This is a genomic window from Lysinibacillus sp. TE18511 (assembly GCF_054062295.1).
The window spans coordinates 243,801-262,172 of record NZ_JBSSFD010000001.1 but is presented as its reverse complement, the minus strand read 5'-3'; the positions used below and the strand labels follow the sequence as shown (position 1 = coordinate 262,172).

Here is an 18,372-nt window from a genome sequence, read left to right as displayed (position 1 = left end):
TCTTTCCGTCGCTCTGCCTTCCTTCCGTCGCTTAGACTCTTCCTTCCGTCGCTCTAGCTCTACTTTCCGTCACTTCGACTCTTCCTTCCGTCGCTCTGCCTTCTTTCCGTCGCTTTAGCTTTTCCTTCCGTCGCTCTGGCTCTACTTTCCGTCGCTTTGACTCTTCCTTCCGTCGCTCTGCCTTCTTTCCGTCGCTTTAGCTTTTCCTTCCGTCGCTCTGGCTCTACTTTCCGTCGCTTTGACTCTTCCTTCCGTCGCTCGGGCTCTTCTTTCCGTCGCTTCGACTAATCTTTCCGTCGCTTCGACTAATCTTTCCGTTGCTCTGGCTTCTTTCCGTCGTTTGGCCGGTTCTATCCACGATTTCGACTCTTCTATCCACGACTTTGCCGGTTCTTTCCACGACTTCGACTCTTCTATCCACGACTTTGCCGGTTCTATCCACGATTTCGACTCTTCTATCCACGACTTTGCCGGTTCTATCCACGATTTCGACTCTTCTATCCACGACTTTGCCGGTTCTATCTACGATTTCGACTCTTCTATCCACTACTTTGCCGGTTCTATCTACGATTTTGACTCTTCCTTCCGCAACTTCAACTTCCGCTTTTTAGAACAAAAAAAGCGAGAACCTCTTTGTTAAAGAGAGTCCTCGCTTCATATTGTTTATATAATTGTAAAAGCTTGCTGTACTTTTTCGATTGTTTCCTCATCAATTTGACGATTTGAATGTAAATAAGCAATCGGCTCGTCAGCACGAACACGGTCGCCTTTTTTGGCAATCAAGTGAATACCTGCATCATAATCAAGTTCAGATTCCTTTGTTAATCGACCTGCACCAAGACTAACGCTTGCTTCTCCGATTAATAGTGCATTAATCGTCTCGACAGTGCCTTCAGAAGACGCTTTGACAGCTACTTTGTTTGCTGTATCTTTTTGTACAAGATCCGCTAAATCGCCACCCTGTGCTACGATAAATTCATCAAATTTTGCAGCTGCTGAACCATCCTCTAATACTCGTTTCACAGCTGCTGTTGCTTCGGCCTCATTTACTCCTGCTGCAACCTGGTACATAAGCGAAGAAATAATAATACATTCCTCAAGCAGATCCTCATGTGTTTCATCCATACGTCCACTTAGTAAAGCATATGCTTCTACTACTTCAAGCTTATTACCAATCATTTTACCTAATGGATTATCCATATCACTAATATGCGCGACTACTTTACGCCCTAGCTTTTCACCAATTGCCGTCATCGTATCAGCTAAAACTTGCGCTTCTTCTTCTGTTTTCATAAATGCACCAGAGCCACATTTAACATCGAGCACAATGCCGTCTGCACCACTTGCTATTTTCTTACTCATGATGGACGCGGCAATTAGTGGAATTGAATCGACAGTACCCGTCACATCTCGTAATGCATACAATTTTTTGTCAGCTGGTACAAGATTACCTGTTTGACCAGCAACTGCAATTTTATGTTTATTGACATTGTCGATAAATTCCTGTGATGAAAGCTCCGTTTTAAAGCCACGAATCGACTCTAATTTATCGATTGTACCACCTGTAATGCCTAGACCCTTGCCACTAAATTTCGCCACTGGAATATCTAGCGCAGCAATTATTGGCGTGACAATTAGTGTGACTTTATCGCCTACACCACCTGTCGAGTGTTTATCAATTTTAAACCCTTCAATAGATGTTAAATCAATAACATCACCAGATTCTATCATTGCCTTCGTTAAATAGAATATTTCATCATCTGTCATGCCCAATAAGCGAATTGCCATTAATAGGGAACTCGCTTGATAATCAGGAATTGAACCAGTAGTGTAGCCTTCTACGAAATACTGAATTTCAGCCTGTGATAGCGCTTTGCCCTGCTTTTTCTTTTCAAACAGCTGTGCCATATTCATATCGATAGATCCCCCTTATTTTAAATCACCTAAGAAACTTTTACCGAATGCTGGTGCTTCTACTTGGAAGTTTTCAGCAACTGTCGCTGCAATATCTGCAAAAGTTTCACGAAGTGTTAGCTCGCTACCACCATTAAAGCGTGGTGAATAGATAATTAACGGTACATATTCACGTGTATGGTCTGTCCCAGGGAATGTTGGATCATTACCGTGGTCTGCTGTAATGATTAGTAAATCATCTTCTGTCATTGCCTCAGTAATTTCTGGTAAACGCGCATCAAATTCTTGTAGTGCGTTACCATAACCTAGTGGGTCACGTCGATGTCCAAAATTCGCATCAAAGTCCACTAAGTTTAAGAAGCTCATACCATGGAAATCACGACGCGCTACCTCTGCAAACTTATCCATACCATCCATATTATTTTTCGTACGTACTGCATCTGTGACACCTTCACCATTGAAAATATCAGAAATTTTCCCGATTGCTATAACATCTAAGCCTGCATCCTTTAGGACATTCATCGTTGTACGACCAAATGGCTTTAACGCATAGTCATGACGATTAGATGTACGTGTGAAGTTTCCTGGTGTACCGACAAATGGACGAGCAATCACACGGCCAACTAAATATTCTGGTTGCAATGTTAGCTCACGAGCAATTTCACAAATTTTATACAGTTCCTCTAACGGAATAATTTCCTCATGTGCAGCAATTTGCAAAACAGGATCAGCAGATGTATAGACAATAATTGCTCCTGTCTCCATATGCTCCTTGCCGAAGTCCTCGATCACTTGTGTCCCACTTGCAGGTTTGTTGCATAGCACTTTACGGCCTGTACGTTTTTCAAGCTCTGCAATAAGCTCTGCAGGGAATCCTTCAGGATATACCTTGAACGGTTTATCAATATTCAACCCCATGATTTCCCAATGCCCTGTCATAGTATCTTTACCAACAGATGCTTCTTGCATTTTTCCGTAAAACGCTTTTGGTTTATCAGTAGCTTGCAGACCTTGTAACGGTTCAATGTTCGCTAAGCCGAAAGACTCCATATGTGGCATTGTAAGCCCATTCATTTTTTCTGCGATATGTCCAAGAGTATGTGAACCCACATCTCCAAAGTTCGCTGCGTCTGGAGCTTCACCAATTCCAACTGAGTCCAATACTACTACATGGATTTTTTTAAATGGTTTATTCATAATTGTTGCCTCCTAATCTCTTGTCTTTATTTTATCAAAAAACAGCGAAAAATAAAGGTCAGACCTCCGACTAACGTAAATTTCTCTCTTAAGCGCGTGGATGGAATTGCTTATATACCTCTGATAGTCGGGATTTACTAATATGAGTATAAATTTGTGTTGTGGAAATATCTGCATGTCCAAGCATCTCCTGTACTGCTCGTAAATCAGCTCCATTTTCCACTAAATGTGTTGCAAAAGAATGACGTAATATATGCGGCGTTAACTCATGTTGGATACCTGCCTTTAAAGCATGCTCCTTCATTAATTTCCAACAACCTTGCCTTGTTAAACGTTTTCCTCTTTGATTAATGAAAAACGCATCTGTTTTTGGGTATTTTCCTTGTAATTGACTCCGCGCACCATCTAAATAAGTGCTTAATGCAGACAGGGCGCTTTTTCCAAGTGGAATGATACGCTCCTTGCCGCCCTTACCAAAAACACGGACAAAGCCCATCGTTAAGTGAATATCAGCTAAATCCAAAGCAATCAGCTCACTAATGCGCATCCCTGAACCATATAATAACTCTAACATGGCCACGTCCCGGACGCCCTGTGGTTTGCTGCGATTTGGTGCTGCTAATAAAGCTTCAATTTCTTCAATAGAGAGAATATTTGGGAGCTTTTGCTCAATGGTTGGCATTTCTAAATGGACTGTTGGATCTGTTTCTGCTCGCTTTTCTCGCAGTAAAAATTGATGGAAACTACGAATAGAGGAGATATGGCGAGCAACCGTACGACTTGTCTTTCCTTGCATTCGCAACTGTTCTAAATGACGTAAAATGGTCATTCTCTCCACTTTACGAAAATCCGACATACCTTCCGCTTCCTGCAAAAAATTCACATAATTTTCCAAGTCTCGGCGATAGGATGCTAATGTATTTTCGGATAACTGCCGTTCTACTTGGATAAAATGGATATAATCCTCTATTGCATATTGAAATTCATTCATCATAGCGCCCCCTTACTGTCAATTATTCTCTATTTTAGCACGGCTAATAGAATTGTGCTAAATCACCCTCTTATTCTAATTGAAGATGATTAAAATACTCTACAAACGCTAGTGTAAAGTTGCTATATCAAATGTTTGGGAGAGACACAATATGAAGCTTAGTGAATGCCCTTCTCTTTATGGCGTTCTAACCATTGATTCGACGGTTCTATCCGTCACTTCAACTCTCCTATCCGTCGCTTCGGCTCTTCTATCCGTCGCTTCAGCCTTTCGGTAGAATTGAAATATTGTAGAACCAAATAATTTGTTATTCAAACAAAACAAAAAACCGCCTGATTCAATCTAAAACTTAAGATTAAAACAGACAGCTTCTTGTTATTTTTCTTCATTCGATTCGTCGTTATTATCATGACAGCGCCAGCAAATGCCGTGGAAAGTTAGTCGGTGATCCTTTATGATAAAGTTCCAACGTTTTTCAACAACGGCTTCCACATCTTCAAGTAAATCTTCTTGAATTTCATCAACCGCACCACATTCGATACAAACAAGATGATGATGGAAATGCGCAGCTCCCTCTTGGCGTAGATCATAGCGCGAAACGCCATCGCCAAAGTTGATTTTGTCGACAATTTTGAGCTCAGTTAGTAACTCTAACGTTCTATAGACAGTAGCAAGACCAATTTCTGGTGCCTTTTCTTTTACTAAAAGATAAACGTCTTCTGCACTTAGGTGGTCTTCCTCGTGCTCAAGCAGTACAGCAACTGTTGCTTCTCGCTGCGGCGTCAGCTTATAACTAGCACTATGCAACTGTTTTTTTATACGATCAATTCGGCTTTCCATGTGACGCCCCCCTAAACTCTTTCCATTATACCAAAGGAGTAAATCCTATTACAAGATAGTGTATAGATTTCAAATAAGCTTTTGTATGTTTTTAGCTGATGTTAATTTACGCGAATAATCTCCATCATTTTAATACATAAGAAATAACAATAAACTCAGCCACTATTATGATGAAAAATGCGATAAAATTCAACAATATTGTCCGACCATGTACATTTTTTCCGATTTTTCGCTTTGACCAAGCTGGTACAAGTAAATTGCATAGGACTAGCAACAATATACAATAGATGAGCTGAAATGGAAACCACCAAATCGTATAAACCCAAAAGGCTTCAAGTTTTTGTAATAAAAAAACCGAGCTAAAGCCAAAAAAGGTTGCACGCATCGCTACGGTTACACGGACAAATACCTTCAAAACACTATGTGTTGCAAGCAATAGCACAAGAGCTATTGAAACAGCAACAGGTAATACTAAACGAAATATAGAATGCCTGTCCCCGTCTGCTAAACGAGGCTCTATAAATAAAATAAAAGGCTCTGCATTCGGCCCACCAATAATATGAAAGAAGATAACGCCACAAACGAAACTTACTGCAATAATGGAAGCGTGATAAAATATAGACACCGTACGAGACATAAACATGCTCCTTTTCTATCAAGGTTTGTACAGCTTATGCTCGTCCTCTTCTATTATGCTAAAGTTTATTTTCTTATTGTGTCGCCAGCCAAAGTACTGCAAACGCTGTCTTAGCGTCAAATATACGCTCATCTGCAACCATTTGCCCCGCCTCTTCCAACGAAACTTCTAATAAATCGACAAATTCATCTTCATCTAAATCTGCTTTGTTTTCAATTTTATATAATTCTTTTGCCACAAATAGATGAATGATTTCATCTGCGAAGCCTGGTGAAGTTGCAAATGCTTGTAAAAAGGTAAAGCTCTGAGCACCGTAACCTGTTTCTTCCTCTAATTCACGGCGTGCTGTAACAATCGGTTCCTCACCAGGTTCAAGCTTTCCAGCTGGAATTTCAATAATGGAACGTTCTAAAGCTTTACGGTATTGCTCTACTAACACTAATTTTCCTGCATCAGTAACAGCAATAACCGCTACTGCACCCGGATGCTTAATAATTTCTCTTTTTGCAACATGACCATTCGGTAATGTGACATCATCAATCTGTAGTTTCACAATTTTCCCGTCATAAATGGGTGTAGTCTTTGTCGTTTTTTCCTCAAACTTTTTCATTGACTCTAACCTCGCTTGTTCTTCAGATATGTTCATTGTACCATTACAAGTAGAGAAATCGAAGGAGGTCATTTGCATGAAAAAAAGACAGCTCGGCTCGAGCGAATTGTTTATTTCAGAAATTAGTTTAGGGGGCATGTCTCTTTCGACAGATAAGAAGAAGGCAGCTGGTATTATCGATATGGCACTAGATGCTGGCATCAATTATATCGATACGGCCGATTTATATGACTTTGGAACTAACGAAGAGATAATTGGCACTATTTTAGGAAAGCGCCGTCAAGATGTAATCGTAGCTACGAAAGTTGGTAACCGATGGACAGAAGGTAAAGAAGGATGGCATTGGGATGCATCCCCGGCTTATATAAAGGAAGCTCTACACGCAAGCTTAAAACGACTAGGTACTGATTTTATAGATGTTTATCAGTTACATGGTGGCACTATTGAAGACGACCGGGATGGAATTATTGATACTTTTGAAAGTTTGAAAAAGGATGGACTGATCAGAGAATACGGCATTTCCTCTATTCGACCAAATGTACTAAAGTGTTTTTTACCAGCAAGTTCTGCAAAAAGTATCATGATGCAATATAGTGCTTTAGATCGTCGTCCAGAGGAATGGCTCGACTTTATTGCTGGCGAAGGGGCTTCCGTTATAACACGCGGTACTGTCGCAAAGGGTTTACTTACTAATAGCTGGAAAGAACGTTTACAGCGCGTCAATGGCTTTAACACATATACAGCGGACGCATTAACAACAGCATTAACAGACTTAGCTACACATTATGACGATTTACATGCACTAGCAATCGCCTTTAATTTAAAGGAGCCTACTATCGCCTCAACGGTAATAGGTGCAAGCTCACAAGAACAACTTGCACAAACACTCGCTGCCTATGAAAAAATAGATTCAATAACAGATTTTACAGCGGTAAATGAACTAACAAAAACAGAACAGTATACAGATCACCGATGAAGAAATGGCTTGTCTTAATCACGTTTTTAGTAATACTTGCCATTTCCTCTAGCATGACCTATGAACAACAAAGTATACTTCCAGAATTAGAAGACGCATTGGCAAATAAACCTTTCGAGAAGCAATTATCTGTTTTAAAAATACCTTATTGGGACACAGTTGTTTCTGTTGAAGAGCGCGGTTACTTTAAATTTGTAGAATTTTTAATTCGAAAATTAACGCATTTTGTTGGGTTTGGTTGTATCGCACTTGGTATTTACTTTACATGGGGAAAACGGCGGTTCGCTGCAGGTATCGCTATTGCCGGAACAGCCCTTATTGCAATACTAGATGAGTTTCGTCAAAGCTTTACACCAGGACGTATGATGAGTGGACAGGATGTTATTTTGGATACAGCTGGAGCAATTGTTTTTGTAGGGATTGTAGCGTTGGTGAAGAAAATTTTCAAAAGACAAAGGGCACACTAAAAATACCCTTTGTCTTTATATTTATCAGAATTACTCGATTGAACTCGATATTGTTATGAAAGAAACTATGCGAAAGTGTTTGATTGTTGAAGTTGTTACTACAGCTTATAATAAGAAGTAAGAGAAGGGAGCAATTTAAAATGAAACAAATCCAATTAAACTCTCCTGAATTTAATCGTGTACTTAAAAATTTGCAATTTGAAAATTTATCAATAACTCCAACACTTCAGAAAAAAGTACTTGAGATCGTTAATTCTGGTATACAAATCTCACCGACCATTATTAAGGAAGTTCTGAAAAGTACAATAAAATGTTCCGATAAAAACAAAAATCATTCCGATAAATCTGAGAATCTTTCCGATAAAATATAAAATCGTTCCTATAAATCTCGAAATCTTTCCGATAAAACAAAAAAAACAGTGAATCCGCAAAATTTGGATTCACTGTTTTCTTTAAAATTTTGAGCCTTTATCGCCGTATTCGTTGAGTAGTTCTTCAAACGATTTGTTTTTTTCACGTTGTTTGCGTTCAAATGCTAGCTTCGCTTGGCGCTCTTCCTCAGCGGCCTGTTCTTTCGCTGTTAAATCTTGTTTTGCAGCTTTTAGTTTGGCAAGCACGTCACCGCCAAGCTGATCCGCTAATGTAACGGCCTCCTGCTTTGGTAAGCTAGCTGTCATGCCATCATTTGCATGTTGCTGCTGTTTTCGTTTCTTTCCCATTTTGTAATTCACCTTCTTATCGACTTCACGGGCGCTTGACAACTGTTGCTACGCCTTGCCCACCACCGATACATAATGTTGCGAGACCTGTTTTCGCATCACGCTTTTCCATTTCATGTAAAAGCGTGACTAAAATGCGCGCACCACTTGCACCAATTGGGTGACCAAGAGCAATTGCTCCCCCGTTGACATTTAGTTTATCATGATTGAAACCTAATTCGCGATCTACAGCAATAGATTGAGCTGCAAATGCTTCATTCGCTTCAATTAAATCTATATTATCTAACGTCACATCAGCCTTTGCCAATGCCTTTTTTACTGCCGTTACAGGACCAGTTCCCATAATAGCTGGATCAACCCCTGCACTTGCATTTGCTGTAATTTGCGCCATTGGTTGAATGCCTAACTCTACCGCTTTTTCTTTCGACATTACCACAACAGCCGCTGCACCATCGTTAATACCTGAAGCATTTGCCGCTGTTACAGAGCCTTCCTTTTTAAATGCAGGTCGTAGTTTAGATAGAGACTCCGTAGTAACCCCATTACGAGGGAATTCATCCTGTTTGAAAACAATAGGATCTCCCTTGCGCTGAGGAATTTCAACAGCTACGATTTCATCATTAAACTTCCCTGCTGCAATTGCCGCTTCCGCACGCTGTTGTGAACGTGCTGCAAAAGCGTCTTGTTCTTCTCGTGAAACTTCATAGGCATCACATAAATTTTCTGCTGTAATACCCATATGATAATCATTAAATGCACACCATAATCCGTCATGAATCATCGTATCAACTACTTTTTGATCCCCCATACGGAAGCCTTCTCGTGCATTTTTTAATACATATGGTGCCTGGCTCATATTTTCAAAGCCACCTGCAACGATAATATCCGCATCGCCTGCTAAAATAGCCTGTGTCGCTAAGTGAACTGCTTTTAGTCCTGAGCCACAAACTTTATTAATCGTTAATGCCGATACTTCATGTGGTAAACCTGCTGCAATTGCTGCTTGACGAGCTGGATTTTGACCAAGTCCAGCCGATAAGACATTCCCCATAATGACCTCGTCGACTTGTTCGCCCGCTACGCCAGCACGTGCTAATGCTTCTTTAATAACAATACTCCCTAATTTTGTCGCTGCTACGTCCTTTAATGTTCCTTGGAATGAACCAATAGCTGTACGTACAGCACTCACTATTACAACCTCTTTTGACATCACTTTTCTCCCCTTTTCCCCGTTCAAAATCAACACTGCATGCATATGCTACTAGCAGATATATATATTTTAACAAATATTTTGACGATTTTCGATAGATAGAAATAATCGCACTTTTGCCAAAGATATTGTAAAATGTTGACGTGTTTTAAACAATCTCAGTTGGGAACATTACAAGTAAGAAAAGTGCAAACACAGGACGTTGGAGGTGTTAATAATGAAAAAGAAAATGCTTTTATTTTCAGGTATAACGACAACGCTTGCCGCAGCAGCAACAGGTCTGTTCGGCTTCGCTCTTTCAAATAAATTAATGTACATTAAGCAAAAGGATCCTGAATTTGTTCGTGAACGCGAAACTACTGCTAAACGTTTTGACGAAGCTTGGTACAATAAAAATTTAAAATGCGAATTAAATATTGACTCTCCCAACGGCTATACGATACGCGGTATTTTGTTTCAGCCATTAGAAACGAATAATACCATCATCATTTGCCACGGAGTAACAGAAAATAAAATCAACTCAGTTAAATATGCTCGACTTTTTGAACGACTTGGCTACAATTCCGTTATTTTTGATCATCGTAGGCATGGAGAGACCGGCGGGAAAACGACTAGCTACGGTTACTATGAAAAAAATGACCTTGACGCAGTTGTCAAAACTGTCAAAGCTATGATTGGAGAAAACGCCATTCTTGGTATTCATGGTGAATCGATGGGTGCCGCAACAATGTTACTATATGCAGGGACTGTAGAGGACGGTGCAGATTTCTATATTTCTGATTGTGCGTTTTCTGATTTCTCAATGCTGCTTAAACAAATTGCGAAGACAGAATTTAAATATGGCTCAATTATTCCAATTCGATTTGCAGATTTCTTTGTCCGCTTGCGTGACGGCTATTCCTTTAAAAGTGTTACACCTGCTGAGGCTGTGACAAATATTGAAAAGCCCGTGCTCTTTATTCACAGTATTCCGGATACATTTATTCCGGCTTCCATGTCACTGGACTTATACCATAAAAAGCCTGGTCCAAAGAAACTGAAGCTATTTGATAACGGTGCTCATGCACAGTCCTTTAATGAAAATATGGCTGAATATGAGGATTTAATTCATGACTTTTTAGAAAATTTTATCTATCAAAGAATTAAGCGTGATTCTTCTTCATCTAATGTCATTCCATTTCATTTTTAGTGCATATGAAAAACTCTTGTGTCAAAAAATAAAATATAGCTCTTCCGCAAAACGAGAGGTTGATTTCCGTTCCGACTGAGCGCTTTGCCGCTGACGCTTCGCTTTCGCGCAGAGCAGAGCTTCCTGGGGGCGTCCGATGAGCCGCTTCACTCGCGATGCTCGCTCCAGGGTCTCGGGCCAACACGATGTTGGTCACGAAGGCGTTATCACAGGATGTGATGGTTTTAGCCTTCGTTCCTCTATTGCTGATCCCCAAGGAGTCGCTCAGTCTCCACTACAATCACCACTTCAATTACATGTCACTCTAATTTATAGTGATAAAACGAAAATTCAACAATATATCAGTGTGAAAGCAAAGCGGCATGACTCATATCCTCAAGAAAGCAAGTAGTCTGGAATGGAAATCCCCTCATTTAAAGCGTCATAACCATTACAAAGATTGCTTTGACTATTTTGTTTTCAGACACTTTGAAAAACCTTTCGAGCATGAATGAACATGCACGCAAGGTTTTTCCAATTGTTTTTATTCTGCAAAAACGATGTGCCATTCATCACGTTTCGCTAAAAATTCTTTGGCTAACGCTTGTGCACCTTCTAGATTATGGCTAGCTGCCCAGCCGCATTGCACTTCATTACAAGCAGGAACAGCAGTTGCCTTTGTTACGTCCGTAAAAGTTTTTTCTAAAATATTTAACAAGTCCTGATAATTATTGTGATTAATAAGTGATACATAGAAGCCTGTTTGGCATCCCATTGGACTAAAATCAACAATATGATCAGAGTGATTTCGAATAATGTCAGCCGATAAATGCTCTAAGGAATGTAATGCAGGCATTTCCATATGTGCTTTATTTGGCTGTTTAAAACGAATGTCATATTTGTATACTTCATCGCCATTTTTCCCTGTTTTTACACCCGCTAAACGTACATACGGTGCTTTAACTTTCGTATGATCTAAATCAAAGCTTTCAACATTTGTTTTTTCTTTCTGCAATGCACACAACTCCTTTATATAGAATATTTTCATTATAACGAGTTTTCCGATAGAATTGTATGATTTTTTAGAATTATTCAAATGATTTGCAAAGTTAACCTTGGCGTAATTGCGTCCGGAAGCTTTAACGCGGGATTTTGGATACCCGCTGAAAGAAATTAAAAAAACAACTAGCCAAGGCTTGGACTAGTTGCTCTTTAAAAATTCCTACTATTTTTGGAATTTATTCATTTGTGACATCATTTGACGTACTTGCTTTTCAGACGGCGTACGACCCATTTGTGCCATCATCATACGAATCATTTGTTCGTTAATTGGTGGGTTTTCTTTTAAATATTTCATCATAGCTTTACGAGCGAAATAGAAACCAAGTGCTGCGCCCGCTGCTAACGCGATAATAACAATAATAATCCAGCCCCATGTAGGCATACAACCAACCTCCTCCACTACAATATACCGAGAAAAAAACTCTCCACGCTCCATTATACACCAAATTTTAGCGTGTTACTATATATTGTAGTGAATTTTCCTAATGCATTGTATACTTCATCGGTTTTAACCACCCACACTCATTATCTTGTTTATTAAAAGCTATAAAACGTTCGCTCATTTTCGCAAGCATCTGAAATAGATCCAAATCGAGCATTCGTGATCCTTCACAATAGACACAAATTTTACGTTCCACTAAATAAATAGCCATTTTCCCTTTTATTGGATGTTCTAAAAATAAAGCATTACGAGCCCTCTCTAAATGTGCATATTTGGAATCTAGTTGCGCCTCTAGCATCGCAGCTATCTCTTCGAAGCGAACCGTTTCACATATATATGCAAGCTCTTTCAAGGATTTCTCATTAGCGTCTTCACAGCCTTGCATCATTTCTAATAACTTACGCTCTCTGCCGAAAATAAACGTTAAATGCTCTTCTTTAATTTTATATATGGAATAGGTTCTCACTAGAAATCCTCCTTCGCTCATTTCTTTTTCATAAGTATAGCTCATCCAAACTCTTTAATTTGTCAAACGAAGGAAGCCCTCATCTTCTATTTTTGTCGAAAACTTTCTACTTTCGGTTCTATCAATTACATTATGGCATAATGCGTTTCTTATTAGATATCACATGTCCTATCTGTGTTCTATTTCTGCAAATGTGCACCTCTTCTATAGCAGCTTAGACTATTCTCAGCCTCAAGACCTAGAGCAAAATCAATTTCCAGTCCGTTTTAGAAGAGCTTTCTAATAGGTAATATAAAAGTACAAACGAAAGGAGCTAGAACATATGAGAAAATTTCTTTTATTTACAGGAGGCTTCATCGCAGCATGTGTTGCACTTGCATTAGTTGGACCGCTCGCAGGCTTACTATTTTCTGGTTTATTTGTAGCGCTTGGCATGCACTTCTACATTGCAAGCAAGTCAACATTCGGCAAAATCATTTGGTTTACAGTTGGTCTGATGGGTGTTCTATCAGCAATATCTAATATCCCGGCTATGGTTGGTTTAGCGGCAATCGCTATCATCTATGTTATCTGCAAAAAATGGAATAACGAAGATGTAAAAATTCCAACGATTGAAGCGAAAGAAGAAGATCCGTTTACAAACTTTGAAAAAGAATGGTCAAACTTAACAAAATAAAAGGAGCGAGTTTAAATGAACTTATTTCAACGTTTTAAATATACAATAGAGGCAGATTTACATCATGTATTTGATAAAAAGGAACAAAAAAATCCAATTGCGATGTTAAATCAATACATTCGCGAGGCAGAAAAACAAACCGAGCAAACAGGAAAATTACTAGAGCGTCAAGGTCAGCTAAAGGAAAAACTTGAGCAGGAATTTAAGCAAAATGCAGAATTACTAGCTAAACGTGAAGCTCAACTAAAATTAGCTACAACTAGTGGTGAGCAAGATTTAATCGACTTCGCAACTGACGAAGTAGCTGCTTACACAGCACGTAACAACACATTACAAGCTAGTATTGAAGCAAGCACACGCGAATATTTCGAGCTTGAACGCAAATTCGAAACGATGAAACACAAAATTAAAGATATGAAAGTGCGTCAATTACAGCTTATGGGCAAAGAAAACGTGACACGCGCACACCATCAAATGGACGGGATGATTGCTAAAAACAATAAAACGAACTTTGAAGATTTAGAGTCATATATCGATAAGCTTGCTTACCAAATCGACAAAGATCATGAAGTAACATCTTTCGAGACTCGCCTTGCACAGCTTGAAAAAAATGCCGCAGAAGAAAACGCACCACTGCTAATTGAAAACAAATAACATGTTATAATGAAGGAAATGCGCCATATTTTAGCGGCGCATTCTTTCACGTTTTGAACTTGAGGGACCCATTCCCTCTCTTATACTCTTAGTAGAAAGAAGGGTGACCCTCTTGCAAAATTTCACAACTAATAAGCTCACATTTTGGGTACTATGCTTCTTTTTACTCGTTTTTGTGGAGCTCACAATTTTTAACAACGGTGGTGCCTTTTGTTTATTGATTGGAGCCGGACTTCTTTATTTAAGTTTCTCAAAAAAAGTTCGTTTCTTTAAATGGACGGGGATTTTCTTTATCGCAATCGCACTCTTTACAATGTGGAGTTTACGCTTCTTTATCGTCATTATTCTCTTATATATGCTCTATCAATACTTGCAAAGAGAAAACCAACCAAAAGTTGTTGGTTTGGAACTTTTCGAAAAGCTCCCCGCTACGAAAAACGAATTAATCGGTACAATGCCTGCACCTGTAGAAGCCTATAAATGGCAAGATGTACAAATTCAGCGACTTGCAGGTGACATTACGATTGATACAACACAAACTATTTTACCGGCTGGCACAAGTCTCATTACGATTCGCCAAGGTATTGGTAAGGTGCAAGTTTATATTCCATATGAAATTCCATTCCGTTTACAATACACAACATTGTTTGGTGAATTGAAATGTCTACATGTTGGGCCACAACGCATACTCAATGAAAGTGTAAGTTTCTCAGATGGAAACCCTGAGGATGCAAAGCGTACACTCGTTATACATGTTGCAACATGGCTTGGGGACTTGGAGGTGCTACGTAAATGATAGCCTTTATCTCGAGATTATTTACGCTATTTTTCATTTTGTTGAGTGCTGCATTTGGACTCCTTGTCGCTATCTGGGGCGAGCCAAATGAGAAAATATGGGGGCCATTATGGCAGCAGAATTATAATAATATACCACTTGGCGGTTATATTGCCCTCAGTCTTTTTGCGATCAGTTTACTGATTGCAAGCTGGATTAGTATGACTGCTCGTGCAAGAGAAGCTCAGGCAACCCGCATTGTGAAACAATTAATTGAACCAGATTTTGTATTACCTAAAAAACAACCTTTACCGAAACCTTTGAAAAAAGCTTTGGAACAAACAAGTGAGTTAATCGATACGCAACGAAAAAGCTTACAGCGCTTATCCAATGAACGTGCAGAAGCTAACGATAAAATTATTCAAGAACGAATTATCGCTGAACGCCAACGCCTTGCTCGTGAGCTGCATGATTCTGTATCGCAGCAATTATTCGCCGCTTCGATGTTACTTTCCGCTTTAACGGAAACTGACGAAAATGCCACAAGCTTAAAGCAGGTCGAAAAAATTGTACAACAGGCACAGCTTGAAATGCGGGCATTATTATTACATTTACGTCCTGTAGCTTTGCATAATAAAACTCTTGCTCAAGGTCTTGAGGAGTTAATTATTGAGCTGCAGCAAAAAGTATTTTTTCATATTGAATATGAGCTGGAGGAAATGTCGTTATCAAAAGCGGAAGAGGATCATTTATTCCGCATTGCACAGGAGGCGTTATCCAATACGCTACGCCATGCCAAAGCGAGCGAAGTTGAATTACTGCTCGTTGCCCGCGATGATTTAGCTATCTTACGTATCCAAGACAATGGCCTCGGCTTTGATGTCGAAGCAGATAAATCTACTTCTTATGGTCTGCAAAATATTGCTGAACGCGCTGTAGAGATAGGCTGTATGTATAAAATTGTGTCAGTGCCTGGTGAAGGTACAATTGTAGAGGTTAAAATCCCGCTACATAAGGAGGAAGAAGTGAATGATACAAATATTAATAGTGGATGATCACGAAATGGTGCGTATCGGTGTTTCTGCCTATTTGTCAGCACAACCAGATATCACTGTCGTCGGTGAAGCTGAAAATGGTAAAGAGGCAGTGGAACGAGCTCTCACACTACGTCCAGACATTATTTTAATGGATAATGTCATGCCAATCATGACAGGAGCTGAGGCGACAGCTGAAATTTTAGCAGCATGGCCAGAGGCAAAAATAATGATGGTTACAAGTTTTTTAGATGATGATAAAGTTTATCCTGCATTAGAGGCTGGTGCAGTCAGCTATATTTTAAAAACTTCAAATGCAAAGCAAATCGCGGATGCCATTCGCAAAACAATGGGCGGCGAAACCGTGCTCGAGCCAGAAGTAACTTCAAAAATGATGCATCGTATGCGCCACGGCAATAGCACCCCACTTTATGAGCAACTTACAGATCGTGAAATGGAAGTATTACTGCTGATGGCTCAAGGCAAAGCAAATCAGGAAATCGCCGATGAACTATACATTGCTTTAAAAACGGTGAAAACACACGTCAGCAATATTTTAGCGAAGCTCGATGTTCAAGATCGCACACAAGCAGTTGTCTACGCTTTTCAAAATGGGATTGCGAAGTAAATTTTTCTTGGGTAGTTTGATTTAATACTGATTTTGCTAGGTTATCAGCGATATTGCTTGGGTTATCAGCGATTTCTGATCTTTTATCAGCGATTCTACCTGGGTTATCAGCGATTTCTGATCTTTTATCAGCGATTCTACCTGGGTTATCAGCGATTCCGTCTGTTTTCCAAAAAAAAATACGAAACTGCATTTCTACCAATGCAGTTTCTGACTATCTATTAACCAAGAAGTTCTTTAATCTCATTTACACTGTTAACTATGTATGTTGCTTGTGCATCCGTTAATTCTTCAAGTGAGCCATAGCCATAAGTAACACCGATAGAATCAATTTGATTTTCATGTGCCCCAACAATATCGTATTTACGATCTCCAATCATCATAAATTGATTGTTATCCACTTCATTAAAATGGTCGCGTACAAATGCGATAATTTCTCCTTTGGCGGATCGTGTACCATCAAGATTGCTACCTGCGACAAGGTCAAAAAAATGTTCAAGGTTGAAATATTTTAAAATTTGTTCGGCAAATAAAGTTGGCTTTGATGTAGCAATTGCTAATATATATCCCTGTTGCTTTAAATCGGCTAACAAAGCTGGAATATTTTCGTACAGTTTATTCTCAAACATCCCTCTTTCCTTGAATCGCTCCCGGTAATTGCTAATAGCTTGCTCAATTTGCGCATCATTAAATCCATAAATTTCATGAAAAGATACTTGTAATGGCGGTCCGATAAAGCTTTCAAGTACATCTAAATTACTTACTTCGATACCTGCCTTTTGTAATGCGTATTGAACTGATTTCGTTATCCCTATCTTCGGATCAGATAATGTTCCATCTAAATCAAATAAAACAACTCTATATTTCTTCATCACAAGCTCTCCTTATAAAAAATTACTTTATCAAATTGATTGATATACTGTTGAACCAAAATCATGAATATCTTTGATGTAATCAAACCTATCTGGTGAACCAAAGCTATTAAATCCTCGAACTGCCACAATATTTTCTTTTGGAATTACCAGTAATGCTACGCTTGTATAACCAAGTAATTGAAAACTTCCTTGAGGTAATATCGGGCTTAACTCTGTAATCCCCTCCCTCTGTTGAGGCTGAACAAATCAGAAAAAATCCATTTGTTGGAAAGTTCTGTGGTTTAGAATTTGGAGATTGAATTGTCGTTAATAGCTGTATGATTTCCTTAGGTATAATTTGATTTCCATTAATTTTCCCTTTAGCCAGATGAACTTGCCCCCATTTAGCTAGCTCTCTTAATGAACTATACATATTCATTTTGCTGCCATCGCACATATCACTTTCATACCAAAATGGACTATCATTATGTTTTACTTCTATATGCTGTCCATTTTTTTCACTGAACCAATTTGTTTCAGTAAAAGACAATGTCTGAAACACTTGCTCATCCACAATTTCTGCAATAGTTTTTCCAGTAACTTTAAAAATGACTTTGGCAAGTAGTTCTACATTGATATCTCGATATGCCCAGTTATAACCTGCTTTATATTCCTTAATTATTTTTTCATTTTGCCAATGTAAACCTTGTGTATGTGTCATTTCGTAGATGAAAATGCGTTTTCACTTCTTGACCCGATTTTTGAAGCTACCCTACTTTTTGCTGTTTTACTACTCATTATTGTCATTATAAAAAAAGTATCTATTTGGTTTTGTTTACTTTTTGCAAGCCTCTCAGTAATTGTCACAGGTCAGCTCCTTTGGTTTAGTGGCATTATTGTTGATGAGCTAAATTTAGGAGGAAGTAACAAGGGCTTTTACTGTTTTGTCGTTATGCTTCTCATTCATTGTGCAGCTGTTTGGATTTCTTTAGTGAAGTCCTCTAAACATGAAAAAATACCGCAGTACTCAGAGGAGATTTAACCTACTGAGT

27 protein-coding genes are annotated in these 18,372 nt (G+C 39.0%); 13 read left to right on the top strand and 14 right to left on the bottom strand.

The window, feature by feature from the left end:
- Positions 1-156: 156 nt before the first annotated feature.
- Both ACVWXS_RS01330 and ACVWXS_RS01325 read left to right on the top strand, forming a co-directional pair.
- A complete protein-coding gene (locus ACVWXS_RS01330) occupies positions 157-288 on the top strand; it encodes a hypothetical protein (protein WP_456955503.1) in 132 nt (43 codons plus the stop codon).
- The gene (locus ACVWXS_RS01325) at positions 239-640 is read left to right on the top strand and encodes a hypothetical protein (protein WP_456955501.1); all 402 of its coding nucleotides are present in this window, start codon (positions 239-241) and stop codon (positions 638-640) included. Before ACVWXS_RS01330 ends, ACVWXS_RS01325 begins: the two co-directional genes overlap by 50 nt.
- A 23-nt stretch (positions 641-663) precedes the next feature.
- On the opposite strand, the gene ACVWXS_RS01320 is transcribed toward ACVWXS_RS01325, so the two are convergent.
- From ACVWXS_RS01320 to xerD, 3 genes are all read right to left on the bottom strand, one after another.
- The gene (locus ACVWXS_RS01320; RefSeq protein ID WP_456955499.1) at positions 664-1,914 is read right to left on the bottom strand and encodes a thymidine phosphorylase; all 1,251 of its coding nucleotides are present in this window, start codon (positions 1,912-1,914) and stop codon (positions 664-666) included.
- 15 nt (positions 1,915-1,929) lie between these two features.
- Complete coding sequence (deoB, locus tag ACVWXS_RS01315; RefSeq protein WP_423491740.1) at positions 1,930-3,111, bottom strand: phosphopentomutase; 1,182 nt, start codon at positions 3,109-3,111, stop codon at positions 1,930-1,932.
- An 88-nt stretch (positions 3,112-3,199) separates the two neighbouring features.
- Positions 3,200-4,102, bottom strand: a complete 903-nt coding sequence (xerD, locus tag ACVWXS_RS01310) for a site-specific tyrosine recombinase XerD (RefSeq protein ID WP_456955497.1) — start codon at positions 4,100-4,102, stop codon at positions 3,200-3,202.
- Between the two features lie 151 nt (positions 4,103-4,253).
- Between xerD and ACVWXS_RS01305 the strand changes: the two genes are divergently transcribed.
- Positions 4,254-4,379, top strand: a complete 126-nt coding sequence (locus tag ACVWXS_RS01305; RefSeq protein ID WP_456955495.1) for a hypothetical protein — start codon at positions 4,254-4,256, stop codon at positions 4,377-4,379.
- Positions 4,380-4,477: 98 nt separating this feature from the next.
- Here the strand turns inward: ACVWXS_RS01305 and fur are convergent, their stop codons facing one another.
- From fur to ACVWXS_RS01290, 3 genes are all read right to left on the bottom strand, one after another.
- On the bottom strand, positions 4,478-4,942 hold the full coding sequence (gene fur, locus ACVWXS_RS01300) for a ferric iron uptake transcriptional regulator (protein ID WP_374963319.1): 465 nt from the start codon (positions 4,940-4,942) through the stop codon (positions 4,478-4,480).
- 124 nt (positions 4,943-5,066) lie between these two features.
- Entirely contained in the window at positions 5,067-5,579 is a 513-nt protein-coding gene (locus tag ACVWXS_RS01295) for a hypothetical protein (RefSeq protein ID WP_456955492.1), read from the bottom strand.
- Positions 5,580-5,652: 73 nt separating this feature from the next.
- Positions 5,653-6,189, bottom strand: coding sequence for an NUDIX domain-containing protein (locus tag ACVWXS_RS01290; protein WP_068983017.1), 537 nt, complete (start codon positions 6,187-6,189; stop codon positions 5,653-5,655).
- 76 nt (positions 6,190-6,265) lie between these two features.
- Between ACVWXS_RS01290 and ACVWXS_RS01285 the strand changes: the two genes are divergently transcribed.
- The 3 genes from ACVWXS_RS01285 to ACVWXS_RS01275 all read left to right on the top strand — a co-directional run bounded on the left by ACVWXS_RS01285 (position 6,266) and on the right by ACVWXS_RS01275 (position 8,003).
- Positions 6,266-7,165 carry an aldo/keto reductase gene (locus tag ACVWXS_RS01285; RefSeq protein ID WP_456955490.1) on the top strand — a complete coding sequence of 300 codons (900 nt, stop codon included), beginning with the start codon at positions 6,266-6,268 and terminating at the stop codon, positions 7,163-7,165.
- A complete protein-coding gene (locus tag ACVWXS_RS01280; RefSeq protein ID WP_456955488.1) occupies positions 7,162-7,632 on the top strand; it encodes a VanZ family protein in 471 nt (156 codons plus the stop codon). The genes ACVWXS_RS01285 and ACVWXS_RS01280 overlap by 4 nt, the downstream gene beginning before the upstream one ends.
- Positions 7,633-7,772: 140 nt before the next feature.
- A complete protein-coding gene (locus ACVWXS_RS01275; RefSeq protein WP_456955486.1) occupies positions 7,773-8,003 on the top strand; it encodes a hypothetical protein in 231 nt (76 codons plus the stop codon).
- Between the two features lie 81 nt (positions 8,004-8,084).
- On the opposite strand, the gene ACVWXS_RS01270 is transcribed toward ACVWXS_RS01275, so the two are convergent.
- Entirely contained in the window at positions 8,085-8,351 is a 267-nt protein-coding gene (locus ACVWXS_RS01270; RefSeq protein ID WP_223552984.1) for a YqkE family protein, read from the bottom strand.
- Between the two features lie 25 nt (positions 8,352-8,376).
- Entirely contained in the window at positions 8,377-9,561 is a 1,185-nt protein-coding gene (locus tag ACVWXS_RS01265; protein ID WP_456955484.1) for an acetyl-CoA C-acetyltransferase, read from the bottom strand.
- Between the two features lie 217 nt (positions 9,562-9,778).
- Between ACVWXS_RS01265 and ACVWXS_RS01260 the strand changes: the two genes are divergently transcribed.
- Positions 9,779-10,750, top strand: a complete 972-nt coding sequence (locus ACVWXS_RS01260; RefSeq protein WP_402985304.1) for an alpha/beta hydrolase — start codon at positions 9,779-9,781, stop codon at positions 10,748-10,750.
- On the opposite strand, the gene ACVWXS_RS01255 is transcribed toward ACVWXS_RS01260, so the two are convergent.
- The 4 genes from ACVWXS_RS01255 to sirA all read right to left on the bottom strand — a co-directional run bounded on the left by ACVWXS_RS01255 (position 10,731) and on the right by sirA (position 12,699).
- The gene (locus tag ACVWXS_RS01255) at positions 10,731-11,006 is read right to left on the bottom strand and encodes a hypothetical protein (protein WP_456955482.1); all 276 of its coding nucleotides are present in this window, start codon (positions 11,004-11,006) and stop codon (positions 10,731-10,733) included. The genes ACVWXS_RS01260 and ACVWXS_RS01255 overlap by 20 nt on opposite strands.
- 267 nt (positions 11,007-11,273) lie before the next feature.
- Positions 11,274-11,777, bottom strand: a complete 504-nt coding sequence (locus ACVWXS_RS01250; RefSeq protein ID WP_368635335.1) for an S-ribosylhomocysteine lyase — start codon at positions 11,775-11,777, stop codon at positions 11,274-11,276.
- 177 nt (positions 11,778-11,954) lie between these two features.
- The gene (locus ACVWXS_RS01245; protein ID WP_368635336.1) at positions 11,955-12,173 is read right to left on the bottom strand and encodes a YneF family protein; all 219 of its coding nucleotides are present in this window, start codon (positions 12,171-12,173) and stop codon (positions 11,955-11,957) included.
- Positions 12,174-12,273: 100 nt separating this feature from the next.
- Positions 12,274-12,699: a sporulation inhibitor of replication protein SirA gene (gene sirA, locus ACVWXS_RS01240; protein ID WP_402985305.1), complete on the bottom strand. Its 426-nt coding sequence runs from the start codon at positions 12,697-12,699 to the stop codon at positions 12,274-12,276.
- Between the two features lie 322 nt (positions 12,700-13,021).
- On the opposite strand from sirA, the gene ACVWXS_RS01235 reads away from it, so the two are divergent.
- The 5 genes from ACVWXS_RS01235 to ACVWXS_RS01215 all read left to right on the top strand — a co-directional run bounded on the left by ACVWXS_RS01235 (position 13,022) and on the right by ACVWXS_RS01215 (position 16,466).
- Complete coding sequence (locus ACVWXS_RS01235; protein ID WP_285394485.1) at positions 13,022-13,375, top strand: lmo0954 family membrane protein; 354 nt, start codon at positions 13,022-13,024, stop codon at positions 13,373-13,375.
- Between the two features lie 15 nt (positions 13,376-13,390).
- A complete protein-coding gene (locus tag ACVWXS_RS01230) occupies positions 13,391-14,029 on the top strand; it encodes a PspA/IM30 family protein (protein WP_068983027.1) in 639 nt (212 codons plus the stop codon).
- Positions 14,030-14,141: 112 nt separating this feature from the next.
- Complete coding sequence (gene liaF / locus ACVWXS_RS01225; RefSeq protein WP_068983028.1) at positions 14,142-14,825, top strand: cell wall-active antibiotics response protein LiaF; 684 nt, start codon at positions 14,142-14,144, stop codon at positions 14,823-14,825.
- A complete protein-coding gene (locus ACVWXS_RS01220; protein ID WP_456955478.1) occupies positions 14,822-15,859 on the top strand; it encodes a sensor histidine kinase in 1,038 nt (345 codons plus the stop codon). Before liaF ends, ACVWXS_RS01220 begins: the two co-directional genes overlap by 4 nt.
- A complete protein-coding gene (locus ACVWXS_RS01215) occupies positions 15,834-16,466 on the top strand; it encodes a response regulator transcription factor (protein ID WP_456955476.1) in 633 nt (210 codons plus the stop codon). The genes ACVWXS_RS01220 and ACVWXS_RS01215 overlap by 26 nt, the downstream gene beginning before the upstream one ends.
- Before the next feature lie 221 nt (positions 16,467-16,687).
- Here ACVWXS_RS01215 and ACVWXS_RS01210 read toward each other — a convergent pair whose 3' ends face one another.
- Positions 16,688-17,338 carry an HAD family hydrolase gene (locus tag ACVWXS_RS01210; protein ID WP_456955474.1) on the bottom strand — a complete coding sequence of 217 codons (651 nt, stop codon included), beginning with the start codon at positions 17,336-17,338 and terminating at the stop codon, positions 16,688-16,690.
- A gap of 109 nt (positions 17,339-17,447) precedes the next feature.
- Positions 17,448-18,041, bottom strand: coding sequence for a serine hydrolase (locus tag ACVWXS_RS01205; protein WP_456955472.1), 594 nt, complete (start codon positions 18,039-18,041; stop codon positions 17,448-17,450).
- On the opposite strand from ACVWXS_RS01205, the gene ACVWXS_RS01200 reads away from it, so the two are divergent.
- Positions 18,033-18,362, top strand: coding sequence for a hypothetical protein (locus ACVWXS_RS01200; RefSeq protein WP_456955470.1), 330 nt, complete (start codon positions 18,033-18,035; stop codon positions 18,360-18,362). The two genes, ACVWXS_RS01205 and ACVWXS_RS01200, sit on opposite strands and share 9 nt — an antisense overlap.
- Positions 18,363-18,372 lie beyond the last annotated feature (10 nt).